Here is a 15,218-nt window from a genome sequence, read left to right on the forward strand (position 1 = left end):
ATAATATTTCTCTAAGAGAAAACTTTGTTAAAAATTATCATTTTTATTAAATTTTGAATATTTATTAACTTGCTTAATTTGTTAATATTCTAATTTGTTCTTAATTTATAATTATTTATATTATTATAGGAAGGATGCAATATATGAAAATTACAGTTTTATATTACTTGTATAAAGATTCAAAATTCTTGAAAGAATCTCTAGATAGTTTATTTAATCAAACAGACAATAATTTTGAAATTGTATTTATTGAAGATTGCACTTCTGAAGAAATACATGACTGTTTACGTCAATACGATTTAAGCGATAAGAGAATCAAAGTAGTTAAATTCATGGAAAATTATGGAAGATCTTTTGCTTATAATTTTGCACTAAATAAAATAAAAGGAAGTTATGTTTACTTTGCAGAATCTAGATGTATTTTTGATGCTAACTTTGTTAAGTGATTTAAAGAAAATATTGATGAGAAAAAAAATTATGACTGAATTTCATTTGCAAATAGTGAACTTGATTTAAATGAAAAAACAGAAGATATTAGAACAGTTATTAATGGTAATTATCCAGAGAATTTTTTAAGTTTAGTAAACACTAAATTAACTATTAAAGATAAATTATTTAGAACTAAATTTTTATTATCTGAAAAAATTGAATTTATTCAATTTAAAAGTTACTTTTCATTATTTATTTTTGATGTTTTGGAAAACTATAAAGAAGCAGCTATTGTTAACAAAATTTTAGTGCTATGAAAAAGAGAAAATAATGAATTCTATGACTATAATTTATATAACATTTTAGAATCAGCTGAAATATTAAAAGAGAAAATTAATAATTGTAATAGTTCAGATGATAAAAAGGATGCTTACTATACATGATTACCAATTTTAATTCTGTTTGAATTTTTATCTAAAATGTTTGCTTCATACGAAAATGAAAAAATTGTATCAATTTCAATCAAAAATGCTTATGATTTGATTGAAAAATTAGATTCTAATTTCAAATCTAATAAATACATTAGTTTGTTAAATAACAAAGCAATTTATGAATACATAAAAGAATTCAAACCAAATTATAATTTTGTAAAAAAAGTTTTTACTAGTATGGGGAAATAATGAAAATAGAAAATAAAAAAGCTACATCCAGATATAACCTTGCAAGCGCAACAAGTCGTTTATTCAGCAAATTTTTTGATTATGTTCTTGTAGTTGGTTTAGTTGTTGGTTTAGCTTTTTTATTTTTTAAAAATGAAATTATTGGATGAAAATTTTTAGTTTATAGTATATTAGTTTTCTTAACTTTGTTTTTATATTTTTGTATTGTTCCATTTATTTTTAGTGGTTATACATTCTTTAGTTGATTGTTTAAAATTAGATGTTATAGTGTCTTGTTAAAAAATCTTTATGTTAAAAAATGATTAAAAAATATTAATTGAGTTTTTTTGTTACAACTTTTTAAAAGAGAATTATTCTTGTGGGTTTTACCAAGCTTTATTTTAATAATAGTTGGAATTATCACTGTAAGTTACTACCCAAATACTGATGCAACACCATTCTTTCTTTCTTTATATAATACAAATTCATATGCAAACTTAGATAATACTTCTATCAAAATCATTTCAAGTATAATGACAACATTGTGATCAATAAGTTCTATTATTTCATTAGTAATTGTTATTAATATCATTTTTACATCTAAAAAAAGATCATTAAATGATTATTTTAGTAACACTGTAATTATTAAAATGATAGATGTTAATTCAGATGATCCATCTAAAAAAATGAATTATAAAAACAATAGTGGTGTTAATATTAAATACGGTTTGCCTGGAGAAATTGTTCCAGATGCTATTGAAACTATTGGAGATTCATAATGGATAAAGAGTTATTAAATCGGTTAAATGATGACCAAAAAAAAGCAGCCACATCAAACCTTGGTTCAACAATGGTAGTGGCAGGTGCTGGTAGTGGTAAGACAGCTGTTTTAGTTTATAGGATTGCATATCTAATATCTGAATTAGGGTTAAACCCAAAAAAGATATTAGCTTTTACTTTTACAAATAAAGCAGCAAATGAAATGAAAAAAAGAATTAACTTATTAATTAATAATGTTAATTTAAATTATATTGGTACATTTCATAGTATTTGTTTAAGAATTTTAAGAGAAGAAATTAGTTGTTTAGGAAGAAATAATGATTTTTCTATCATAGATGAAGATGATCAATTATCTATTGTTAGAGAAATATATGCAAAAAGACAAATTGATAAATCAATTATTTCATTTCAAAATTGTTTAAATCATATTAATAACCTTAAATCTCTAAATGTCACAGTTGATGAGGCTATGGAAGAATTAGTGAACATTATTGAAGATGATTTTGAAAATAAAAAGAAATATGTAATCACAGTTGTTTATAAAGATTATCAACAATATCTTGTTAATAACAATTTATTAGATTTTGATGATTTGATTAAATTTGCAAAATTAATTTTAGAAACTAAAACTGAAATTAGAAACAAATGACAAAATCGTTTTGACTATATATTAGTTGATGAATTTCAAGACACAAATCCAGATCAATATGAATTAATTAAATTGCTAAATAAAACAAGATCAAATATATTTGTGGTTGGAGACCCAGACCAAATGATTTACTCTTGAAGAGGAGCTTATAAAGAAATATTTGATGATTTTAGAAAAGAATTTAATGATGTAGAACTTATTATTTTGGATAAAAATTATCGTTCAACAAAAAAGATTTTATCTGTTTCAAACCAACTTATAGAAAAAAATAAAAATAGAATAAAGAAAAATCTTTATACAGAAAATGAAGATGGTAACAATATTATTTACTATGAAGCAGAAAGTCCTGAACAAGAATCAAAATGAGTTATAAGTAAAATTAAAGATTTACTTAAACAAGGATATAGATATAAAGATATTGCAATTTTATATAGAAGTAACTTTTTATCTAGAAATATTGAGCAAGAACTTGTTCATAGTGGACTTCCATATTTTATTTTTGGTGGGTTCAAATTTTATCAAAGAAAAGAAATAAAAGATGCTATATCTTATTTAAAACTTATTAGCAATAATGATGAATTATCTTTATCAAGAATTTACAACACACCAAGAAGAAAAATATCTGAACAGTCTTTAACTAAAATAAAATCTTTTGCTTATTTAAATAAAATAAATTTATTTGATGCTTTTAAAAGGGTTGAAGAAATTGATTTGTCAAAACAAGCTATTAATGCATGTCTTGATTTTGTAAAGTTAATCGAGGAGTTTAGAAATAAAAAATTTAATTCACTAACTGATATGTTAGATTATGTTTTAGACAACACTGGATATAGAAAAGAACTAATTGAAAATCAAGAAGAAAATAGATTAGAAAACTTAGAAGAACTAAAAAATGCTTTAGCACAATTTGAATTTAAAAATCCTAATTCAACAATTACAGAATACTTACAAGAAATAAGTTTATATACAACAGCTGATGAAGAATCAAAACAAAACCAAGATTGTATTATCTTAATGACTGTTCACTTATCAAAAGGATTAGAATTTAAAAATGTTTTTATTATTGAATTTAATGATGGATTTTTTCCATCATATAAATCAATTGATGGTGATGCAATAGATGAAGAAAGAAGAATTGCATATGTTGCAATGACTAGAGCACAGCAAAATTTATTTATTGCAAACTCTAGAGGTGTTGCTTTCATGAATGATTCTCAACAAAGAAAAATGCCAAGTAGATTTGTTAAAGATTTTATAAAAAATGATTATATAGAAAAATATGTTAGAGATTTCTTGCCAACAGACCATGGTTCACATGACAGTTATTACTTTAATCAATTAAAAGACAAACAAATTAACTTAGAAGATAACCTACATGATAATGATGTAGAATTCACAATTGGGGATTTAGTTAATCATCAAAAATTTGGTTTTGGAGTTGTAGTTGGTGTGATGAATGATTATGTTGATATTACATTTAAATACCCATATGGTACAAAAACAATATTAAAAAAACATAAAAGTCTATCTAAAAAAAGCAACTAATATGTTTTATAATAAATTTGCATTTATGCTTAGAAAGTTGGAATAAAAATGAATATCTTATTTATTGGAGATATTTTTGGAGAAGCTGGAAAAAAAGCTGTAAAAGCAGAACTTGAAAAAATTAAGATAAAATACAAAATTGATTTCACAATTGCAAATGCTGAAAATACAACATTAGCAAGAGGTTTAAATTGAAATGACTATAATGAATTAAAAAGTTATGGGATTGATTTTTTTACAATGGGAAATCATACATGACATAAAGAAGAAATACTTGAAATTTTAAGTTCTCAAAAAAACATAATTCGTCCAGCTAATATAATTGATTCAGAAGAAATTAGCAAATATGGAGTTGGTACTAAATTAGTTAATGTTAAAAATAAAAAAATTAGAATTACCAATTTACTTGGATCAACAGTTCACTTTAAAGAAAGGCAAACAAATCCTTTCATTAACATGAATGAAATTTTAAATAAAAAAGATTGAGATATACATATAGTAGATTTTCATTCAGAAACAACAAGTGAAAAAAATGCATTTTTTTTAAATTTTAAAAATAGAGTTTCAGCTATTTTTGGCACCCATACACATGTTCAAACAAATGATCATAAAATTTATGATAATACAGCATATATTACAGATGTTGGTATGACTGGTCCAATGTATGGTGTTATTGGGGCTAAACCAGATACTATTATAACAATGTTTAAAGGTGAATCTGATAGATTTAGGCTTGAAGAACAAAAAGGTTTATATCAGTTTTGTGCAGTTGTTTTAACAATAGATGACAAAACAAATAAACCCATAAAATTAAAAAACTTAATAATTTATGAAAAATAAAAATTAACTTCTCTATTAAAAAAGAGAAGTTTTTGTTTGTACTTTATTATCATTCTATAAAATAGTAAAATTAATATTGGTAACATTTATGGAAAAAGTATTAAATGGTTTAGACTGATTAATATATAGTGAAGACTATATAGAAAATAAAATTTACTTAAATAAAAATGAACTATTATATAGATTTAGTCAAATTAATTTTGATAATATATACATTGATTCATTAAATTTATTAAAAGTTGATGGCAATTTACTAAATAGCAAAGAATTCAATATTAACTATAATGAAAGTGTTTATTCATTATTTTTTGATTATGCTAGCAAAATAAATATTCCTTTTATATATAATGGGTATCATTTAAAAAATATATTATTAAATATTGCTTATAATTTTTCAAAATGTAGTGTCCCTTTTGAGATGGTATTTAAAATAGAAAAATGATGTCAAATTAATAGAGAAGAAAATGTAGAAGCTTTTAATAATTATCAAAACCAAAAAAGCATAAGCTTTAACTCAATGGAATTTAACAGTTTTTTTAATTCTTTTAAAGATTTGTTTGAACAATTTAAAGATGATTTTAATTACTACATTTTATTTAGAATGTTTGTTCATTATTGCCAAATTTATTTGAATCCAAAAGATATTTCATTTTTGTTAAATAATAAAGAAAATTATAATTTGATTAAACATCAGGTTTTTAGTAAATATTTAAATTTAAATTATTATTCAATTAAATTGTTTGTTTATCAAGCGTTATATATTATTAATAATTTATTGGAAAATAGTGACAATTCAACAAAAGGTAAAATAGAAGATTTTATTTCTTGTTTTAATTCTTTGAATATTTATGAAATTGATGAAAAAACAAAAGAATATAAGCTAATTGAAAGAAATGACTTCATTGAGTTTAAAAATAAAGAATATGTTCTTTCGTGAGAACAAGAAATTGAAAATAATCAAGAAATCGAAGATCAATCTGTTGATAAAAATAATGATGAAAATAGTTATGAAAATCAAAATAATGAAGAACTAGAAAAACAAAATGTAGATTATAACGATAATGAAAACACTGATTTACCACTTCTTGAGAATAGCCAAGAAGAAAATAATTTTGAAGAAGATAACATTTTTGAAGAAGATAACATTACTGATATAAAAGATGATAGATTGTATTTAATCAATACAGAAAGTAATGAAATGATTAATGCAAATAGTAAAGTTGATGACAGTTATGATCAAATTTATAACGAATATGATTATCAACAAAATGATGAAATAACTCAAAATTTTAACAATCAAGATTATATTCAAGAAAATATAGCAGATGATGATTTTGACCAGAAAATCAACAATCAAAAAAATGAAAAAGATGAATATGAAATAATACACGAAAGAATAAATGATGATAATTTTTCAATTTTTGATAGTCTAGAAGTTGAAGAAGAATAGCAGTCATTATATCATTAAAAGTTGAAATTGATAATTTTTTTTCTTAAAATTATAGGTATTAAAATATGCATATTTAATATATAGAGGTGAATATGAAGAAAATTGGTAAAAGTTTAAAGAAAACATTAGTGTGCTGTACAGCACTTAGTTCATTTATGGTAATTTCTCCTCTTATTGTAGAAACAAATTTTTCTAATAACAGTACAACTTTAAACTATAGTGATACTAATAAAAATTCATTAAACATAAATCAATATCAAAATAGCGAAGTAAAAACTTTAAAAGCAATTGAAGATCAAGCAACTCAACCATATGCAGATAGATTTAAAATAAAAACAATAGCAGATGCTACAACTGAAAATGAAAAAACACAAATAGATGCCATTTATAGTGGTAGACAATCTGATGTAAATGTTGGATATGGTTCTGACCAACAACTAAGTAGTGTTTCAAGTTTACCAACTAATGGACTTCTTAATTTGTTTACTTTCACAGATAAAGTAATTGGTATTACTGGTGATATTTCAAAAAGGCCAAAAATTGAAGTTTTATCAAAAGCAGATAAAACAAAAAATGAAAATGTTACAACAAATTTAAGTTCATTTAATAAAATTGGTGAGACAGACATTTCTGAAAACTTATTAAATTCACTTGGTATTTTATTTGTTAAAATAACAACTTATGATAAATCAGCTCAAAGTACTGTTTATACAGATTATGTTATGCTTTCAGGATTTGGATCAAGTCTTTCTTCAAGTTCATCAAGCGGAGTTTTGACACCTAATGGTGAAGAATTTAAAAAGAAAGTTCCAGATTTATCAAATAATGATTTAGCAAATTACCCAACATTTGTTTCTGATTTTGAAAATAAAGATACTGTTAATACTGTAAAGGCCAACACAGATCCACAAATGAAAATAGTATCAAATAGACAAGATGATGCTAGAAATGGTAGTGTTAAATATGATGTTAACTTTAACTGAGAAATAAATGAACAAATTTATAATTCAGCAAAAGTTACTAACACAGGTACTGGTACAAACAATAGCGGCCAAAAATCATATTTAAATAGAGAAATGGAAAAATCATTTTCAATTTCTGGTTTCCAACCAAGTTCTAACATAACAACTAGAGAAACAGTTATAATTGTTGCATCTATTATTGCAGCTGGTGTTGTTGTTTCAATATGTGTTTATATTGTGTCTTTATTTACTAGAAAAATTAGAAACTCTAGAAAAATGTAAAGCCAAAACAAAAACCTATTGGTTTTTGTTGCTCGATTGACATGTGAAGTGCAACACTCAAAAAAGAGTGTGCACTTCATTTGTTTTGTTTGTAAGTGTTCACTAATAAAAAGATAATGAATATTAGGAGTGCTTATGAAAACTTATAAACATTTAACAAAAGAAGAAAGATGCTTAATTTATTTTCTTTGAAATAAAGAAAAATATTCTATGAATAAGATTGCAAAAATCTTAAATAAAAACAAATCAACAATATCAAGAGAATTAAAAAGAAACACATCTTCAACAGGGATTTATTATTCATCAACTGCTCACAAAAAATACATTAGAAGAAAATCAAATTGTCATATGTTTTTTATGTTGAAGTACAAAAACTTCACAGATCTTTTTATTCAAAAATTTAATCCTAAATCTCATGGTGTAGAAGCTACAATTTTTTGAATAAAAGAAAACTATCCGTTAGTTAAAGTTCCAAGTGCTAGGCAAGTATTTAGATGAATCAATAGCAAGATTTGAAAGATACAAAGAAGAGATTGTTTAAGAAGAAAATATGTTAAAGGAAAAAGAAGAAAAATAGGTATATTTTCTAAAATTGATGGAAAATACTGCATTCCTTATAGTCTAAGACCAGAAAAGATAAACAATAGAAAAGAATTTGGACATTGAGAAGCTGATCTAATAGTTAGTAAAAGGCAAAGTGGTTATTACCACTTATTGACATTAGTGGAAAGAAAAACAAGGTTGGCAATTATTAGAAAAATAAAAGGGAAGAACGCTAGATCAATGATGGCTAAAATGTATACCATTATTCGAGATGAAAAACTCCCAATAAAAAGCATCACTGTTGATAATGGGTTAGAGTTTCAAATGATGGGAATAACTGCAAAACAATTCAACTTTAAAGTTTATTATTGCCAACCTTATTCTTCATTCCAAAGAGGGTCCAACGAGAACATAAATGGGATAGTTAGAAGATGATATAAAAAAGGAACTGACTTCAGTTTAGTAAGTGAAGATAAAATAAAAACTCTTGAATGAAAAGTAAACAACATCCCAAGAAAAATGTTTGGTTATAAAACAGCTTACCAAATGTATCAAGAAAATATTTAAAACAAAAAAACTCTCAACTTATATTTCAAAGTCGAGAGTTTAATGTAACATTGAAGTGTTGCACTTCACATGTCAGTTAGGGAAAAACCTATTGGTTTTTGTTTTTTATTTTAATTTCTATAATGCTTTAATAAAATTAAAGTATTTTTTTAATGATAGAATAATACATGTAAATATTTATTAAGGAATATATATGAATAACAATTTCAATAATAATAATCCTAATAAGCCAAACAATTATCAAGGTCATAATTTCACTAATAGAAATTCTAATCAAGGACCTAATTTTCATAATCATGACAACAATTATGCAAATAATGTAAATAGTATGAATTCTGAATATATTGAAAATGATTATCAATTAAACAATCAACAAGCTCCTATTGACTATGACCAAATTAATAGATTTAGTTATCAAGGACACTATGATAATAATCAAAATTATTACAATAATAATGATTCATATAATCAATACAACGAAAATGATTTTAGTAGATTTAGCTACAACAATAATAATCAACAAGAAAATTTCTACAACACAAATGGTAATCAATCATTTGTAAGCTATGATAATAATGTAAATAGAACACCAATCATTAACAAAGATCCTTTAGATTATGTTAAAAAAAATGGAATGTCTGGAATAGATTATTATGGTAGTATTCCAGATGAAAAAAGATATGATATGTATCTATATACTTTAGCTGAATTAAATGAAATGGAAATCAGTGTAGAAAATACAACTAAAAAATTTTATATGGGCAAAATGTATTACAAACTAACTGATGAGTATTTAAATTATTTAAGCAAAATTCAAAATGGTGATTATACAAATCAAGAAAATACATTAACTTCACATGGAAAAGAATTAGATAATAATCTAACTAAAAAAGAACAAGAAATAGATTATGAATTAAATTTTGATAACCCTGTTGAATCAAATGAAAATTTAAGTAATCAAGAATTAGAAAAAAGTAATCTTGTTTCAAAAAAAGAAAAAGTAAATAAAAATACCAATAATTATGAAAATAATATTGATGAAGATGAAGACGAAGATGAAGAACTTAATAATTTAGTAATTGAAGATGATGTTGAATTTGATCAAAAATTATTAACTGGACCTGATATTCAAATAGATGAAAACATATATCTTAATGAAGATGAAATAAATGGAACAACTAATGTTGATGGTGATATTCCAGAAAATGATAGTTCTAATTTGGAAAACTTAATTAATGATCACACACAAATACTATTAAATCAAAATAAAAATCTTGACACTGATTTGGAATATAAAATATATAGTTTATCTTTCAATAAAAACGAAAAAAGAAAAGACTTAGGTAAACTTGATAACATCACTTTTGATATTTATCCAAAAGATAGAATTATGGTATTAAGTTCTGATAAAAGTAAAACATCAACTACTTTGATTGATGTTTTAAGCAGACGTCACGAAAAACAAAGTGGGTATGTATATTTCAATATAAAAAGAAAACAAAAATGAGTTGATATGTACTCTAAAGAATTTAAACAATATGATTTGGATATGGTTAACAAAAAAAGTGATGTTTTATATCAACTAGAAAGTCCAGATTATTTTTCATATGGAAGTGAGAAAAAAGATACTCCATTATCATTATTTAAAAAAGTTTTCTATGCAATAGATGTTTTAGTTTCAGAATCACTATTTTATAAACTTATTGAAATATTTGATTTTAAACCACTGATCAAAAAACACATTAGTCAACTTAGTGATACAGAGAAAAGAATATTTGTTTTAATATGTGATATTCTTATTGGAAAACATGTACTTATTATTCCATTAACTGAATTCAAATTGGAAATTAATAAAAAAATTGAGTTTTTCTCTTTATTAAATAATATGAATAAAAATAAGTCTACAATTATTATTTTTAGTTCGTGAGATATTCTTGATGCAAAGATTTTTGCTAATAGGGTTTTATGTTTAGATGAAGGAAAAATGATATTAGATAAAAAAATTAATGATATTTTAAAAATTCACAATTCACTTGATAAATTCTTATTAGATTATTTACAAACCAACAATAGAAATAAAAGAAGACAAGAATTGTTAAAAAAAGATGATGATGACGATGATGAAGTAATATATGAAGATTAATTTTTTTAAATATGTAGTTATAAACTACATATTTTTTTAATTATTTTAATATAGTTGATATATTTATATATACTTATAAGTAATTAAATTTATGGTGATTTTATGATTTTAGACAAAAAATATGATTGAGATTTAGAAAGTTTATTAGCGGGTGAGGATTTAGAAACGCTATATTCAAAATGACAAAACCAAAAGAAGCATTTATTGAAACTATATCCAAATTTTTATACTAGTTTAGAGAATTTTATAAATTGAAAAAATGAAAATTTAAAATTTGAAAAAATATCTAATAGGTTAGTAAATTATATTAGTAATAATTTAAATGAAGATGTAGTTAATGAAAAATGAAATTTTTGAAGTCAAAAACTTAGCAATGAATGAAATGAATTTTCTATAGCAACATCAGATAGTTCAAACATTTTACTAAAAAATAAAAAAACAATTTTGCAATATTTAAAAAATGATGAATTAAAAGAATATAGAAGAGATTATGATATCTTTTTCAAAAAACAAAAACATGTTTTAAGTTTAAAAGAAGAAAAAATACTTTCATCATATTCACTAATTGAAGATGGTTATGAAGATGTATTCACAACTTTTGTTGATGGAACTATTAAATTTGATAGTGTAAAAAACAAAAATAATAAAGAAATAAAAATTAATAGCATAAGCGATGTAACATTTTATTTGAAATCAAATGATAGAGTTTTAAGAAAAAATACATGATACTCATTTAATGAAGCATATTATAAAAATAGAAATTTATTATCAACGCTTTTATACTACAATTATTTAACTTTAAACAATAGTTGTAAAATAAGAAACTATGTTGATTATGTTGATGCTACATGTCAAGATGACGAAATTACTGTAGATCTTATTTTATCAATTTATAAAAATGTTGAAAATTATAAAGACCTTTATAAAAAGTTTTATACAGCAAGAGACAATGCTTTAAAGAAAATATTTAAATTAGATAAAGTTGAACCATGAGATAAATCATTAGACCTTTCAACTAAACAATCAGTATATTCTATTGATGATGCTAAAAAAATTGCTATTGATGCTTTGAGTGTTTATGGTCAAGAATATGTTGACACAGTTAATAAAGCTTTTGAAGAAAAATGAATTTCATGATTGCCAAAAGAAAACAAACATAGTGGTGCTTATTCTATTGGTGGCACTTTAGGTTTAGATAAATATTTTATTTCAATGAATTTTGATAAAACATTATCATCTATCTATACTTTAGTTCATGAACTTGGACACTCTATGCATTCTTATTATTTTGGAAAAAAACAAACTGTTCATTGTGGATGCGAAATTTTTTATGCTGAAATTGCCTCTATTACTAATGAAGTTCTATTAAGTTTATATTTACTTCAAAAAGAAAAAGATGATAAAGCAAAAATAAAAATACTTGATGAATTAATAACAGGTTTTTTTGCAACTACTACAAGACAAATCATATTTAGTAATTTTGAATATGAAATGGTTCAAAGAATTAAAAATAAATTACCTATTACATATAAAGAAATAGAAAATGTTTATGTTGATATGAATGTTAAATATACTGGTGCTGATCCAAAGAAATTAACTTCAAAAAAATATGTTCAATCACTAAGTACAATATTAAGAATTAGTCATTTTTATGTTGGAAATTTTTATGTTTATAAATATGCTGTTGGACAAATACCAGCACTAATTTCTGGATATAAAATATTTAATAATGATAAAAACTTTATTAATAAATACTTTTCTTTTTTAGAATCAGGAAATAGTATATCACCAATTGATACAATAAAATTATTAGGAATTGATTTGTATAGTGATGACCCTTTTAAAGAATGTCAAAAAATTCTTGAAGAATTAATTAAACAATATATTTCGCTTGTGAAAAAAGTTTATAAATAAAATAATTTTAATTAAATAAAAATGTGTATTTACAAAAGTAAAAAAAGGTAACACATTTTTATTTTTTATTTGTTTAAAAAATAATTTTATATATTTTTTAAAATAATTAAAAACTTTATTTTTATAAAAAATTACTATTATTGCTATAAAATTCTTTATTAAAATTGATGCATAATTAGTTGCTTTTTAATTTCAGATAATTAAATTATTAACTAAATGTTTATTATATAATCTAAGTGACTGTTTAAGGAGTTATCAATGATAAAAATAAATTTAGAAAGTTGCCTTGAATCAAAAGAGAAGGCTGAAAAAGTATTGAATAGTTATCAATCAAAAATTGAAACTATTCATAAAAGTATTACTAATAGAAAATGTGCTGGACATGAGATGTTAGGTTGACTTGATTATCCATTTAATTTTGATAAAAACGAAATGAGTGAATTAATCAAATTATCAAAGACATGATATTCAAACAAAGAAATTAAAAACATTGTTGTTTTAGGAATTGGGGGATCTTATATAGGGGTTAAAGCAGCAATTGATATGTGTCTGCCACCTTTTAATAGAGATAAAAACATTATCTTTGTTTACAACTTATCATCAACATATATCACATCTTTAATAAAAAAACTTGAAAAAGAAGATTTCTATTTAATTGTTATATCAAAATCTGGTACTACACTTGAAACAGCTGTTGCATTTAGAATTTTTTATGAAATTCTTTATAACAAACATGCTTCAGCTTCAGCAAAAGATAGAGTAGTTTGTATAACAGATAAAGAAAATGGTAAATTAAGACATTTAGTAAACAAATATGGTTTTAAATCATTCTGTATACCAGCTAATGTTGGAGGAAGATTTTCAGCTATTACACCAGTTGGATTATTTGCTATGGGAGTAATGGGTCTTGATGTTAACAAAATTCTTGAAGGATGTAGAAAGGCTTTACAAGATACAGACACTACAAATTTAAAAAATAATACTGCTTATCAATATGCAATATTAAGACACTATTTTTATTCTAAAAAAGAGAAAACTGTTGAAGTTTTTTGTACTTATGAACCACAAATGTTTTATTTCAGTGAACACTGAAAACAATTAATGGGTGAATCAGAAGGTAAGGAAGGAAAGGCTCTTTACCCATCAAATTGTTTATTTACAACTGACCTACATTCTGTTGGGCAATTTTTACAACAAGGAACAAAATGTTTTTTTGAAACTGTTCTTCATGTTAAAAATCCAATGCTTGATACAACTATTGAATCGTTTATGAATGATGAAGATGGTTTAGATTTTATTAATGGTAAAACTGTGAACTATATTAATAGAGTCGCTGCTTCAAGTACTGTTGATGCTCACCATATTGATGGTGGAGTTGATGTTATCCAATTAGAAATCCAAAAAACTGATGAATATAATTTTGGATATTTATATTCTTGATTCTCAAAAGCTGTTGCTGTTAGTGGTCTTTTATTAAAAATTAATCCATTTGATCAACCTGGTGTTGAAGCATATAAACAAAGAATGTTTGCTACTTTAAGAAGCAGTAAAAAAAGTGGTAAAAATAAATAAAATATGGAAAATAAAAAAATTATATTTTTTGATCTTGATGGCACATTATTAAATAGTGAATCACAAATAATTAAAGAAAATATTTTAGAAATTAATAAAATTAGAAACAAAGGTTTTTTTGTATCAATTGCTACAGGTAGAAGTTTAGGGATGACAATTGATATTGTTAAACAATTATCTATTAATGTTCCAGTTGTTTTAGCAAATGGTAATTTCATATATAATCCAATAAGCAATAATACAACTATTTTATCTAAACCGCTTCATAAAAAAGTTAAAAAATTTTATTTAAAATATGTTGTTAAAAATAAAGGATCGTTTGCTTGGTTTACTAAAGAAAAAGATTATTTTTATTCATCAACTGCAAAAAAACAAAAGGATGAACTTTTAGATTTATCAGACAAGATTGAGAATTTATCACAACTTAGTTTTGGTGAAGTTAAGAAAAAGTTTTTTAAAGATGATGTTTATCATATGTCAATCCAAGAGAAAAACAATTTAGAGGAAACTAGAAAAGTATTTTATAAACTGCAAGAAAAAAATTTATGTAAAATCACAATTGCTTCAGGGTCATTTATCGATGCTGATGATTTATCTGTTAATAAATTTGCAGGATTAAAAAAAGTTCTTGATGATCTAAAAATAACTGATCTTAATAATGTATATTGCTTTGGCGATTCAAATAATGATATTGAAATGTTAAAAAACATTCCAAACTCTATAGCAATGGGTAATGCAAATGAAGATGTTAAAAAAATAGCTTCTAAAACAATTGGTACTAACAATGAACCATCTATTGCAAATTTTTTAAAAACTCTTTAATAAAAAAAGAAAAATAAATTTTATTACATATTGAAACTGTAAATTTATAAGTATTATAATA

The 15,218-nt window shown here is 23.4% G+C and carries 11 protein-coding genes; all 11 read left to right on the forward strand.

Translation table 4 applies throughout. The features are described 5' to 3' along the window. The first annotated feature begins 143 nt into the window (after window positions 1–143). The 11 genes from EXC57_RS01430 (at window position 144) to EXC57_RS01480 (ending at window position 15,157) form a co-directional block, all read left to right on the forward strand. Window positions 144–1,109 carry a glycosyltransferase family 2 protein gene (locus tag EXC57_RS01430; protein ID WP_004025280.1) on the forward strand — a complete coding sequence of 322 codons (966 nt, stop codon included), beginning with the start codon at window positions 144–146 and terminating at the stop codon, window positions 1,107–1,109. Next, entirely contained in the window at window positions 1,109–1,867 is a 759-nt protein-coding gene (locus EXC57_RS01435) for an RDD family protein (protein WP_004025281.1), read from the forward strand. The genes EXC57_RS01430 and EXC57_RS01435 overlap by 1 nt, the downstream gene beginning before the upstream one ends. Beyond that, complete coding sequence (locus tag EXC57_RS01440) at window positions 1,867–4,062, forward strand: ATP-dependent helicase (protein ID WP_004025282.1); 2,196 nt, start codon at window positions 1,867–1,869, stop codon at window positions 4,060–4,062. The genes EXC57_RS01435 and EXC57_RS01440 overlap by 1 nt, the downstream gene beginning before the upstream one ends. 48 nt (window positions 4,063–4,110) lie before the next feature. Then, a complete protein-coding gene (locus tag EXC57_RS01445; RefSeq protein ID WP_004025283.1) occupies window positions 4,111–4,902 on the forward strand; it encodes a TIGR00282 family metallophosphoesterase in 792 nt (263 codons plus the stop codon). A gap of 88 nt (window positions 4,903–4,990) precedes the next feature. After that, entirely contained in the window at window positions 4,991–6,352 is a 1,362-nt protein-coding gene (locus EXC57_RS01450; RefSeq protein ID WP_004025284.1) for a hypothetical protein, read from the forward strand. 92 nt (window positions 6,353–6,444) lie between these two features. Further along, entirely contained in the window at window positions 6,445–7,596 is a 1,152-nt protein-coding gene (locus tag EXC57_RS01455; protein WP_004025285.1) for a hypothetical protein, read from the forward strand. 135 nt (window positions 7,597–7,731) lie between these two features. Further along, window positions 7,732–8,706, forward strand: a complete 975-nt coding sequence (locus EXC57_RS01460) for an IS30 family transposase (protein ID WP_129692495.1) — start codon at window positions 7,732–7,734, stop codon at window positions 8,704–8,706. Window positions 8,707–8,899: 193 nt separating this feature from the next. Next, window positions 8,900–10,849, forward strand: a complete 1,950-nt coding sequence (locus EXC57_RS01465; RefSeq protein WP_004025230.1) for a P-loop NTPase family protein — start codon at window positions 8,900–8,902, stop codon at window positions 10,847–10,849. A gap of 102 nt (window positions 10,850–10,951) precedes the next feature. Then, a complete protein-coding gene (pepF, locus tag EXC57_RS01470) occupies window positions 10,952–12,763 on the forward strand; it encodes an oligoendopeptidase F (protein WP_004025231.1) in 1,812 nt (603 codons plus the stop codon). A 258-nt stretch (window positions 12,764–13,021) separates the two neighbouring features. Next, a complete protein-coding gene (locus tag EXC57_RS01475; RefSeq protein ID WP_004025232.1) occupies window positions 13,022–14,335 on the forward strand; it encodes a glucose-6-phosphate isomerase in 1,314 nt (437 codons plus the stop codon). Between the two features lie 3 nt (window positions 14,336–14,338). Then, window positions 14,339–15,157: a Cof-type HAD-IIB family hydrolase gene (locus EXC57_RS01480; RefSeq protein WP_004025233.1), complete on the forward strand. Its 819-nt coding sequence runs from the start codon at window positions 14,339–14,341 to the stop codon at window positions 15,155–15,157. Window positions 15,158–15,218: the final 61 nt, after the last annotated feature.

It is taken from the genome of Malacoplasma iowae, from assembly GCF_900660615.1.
GTDB lineage: Bacteria > Bacillota_I > Bacilli_A > Mycoplasmatales > Mycoplasmoidaceae > Malacoplasma > Malacoplasma iowae.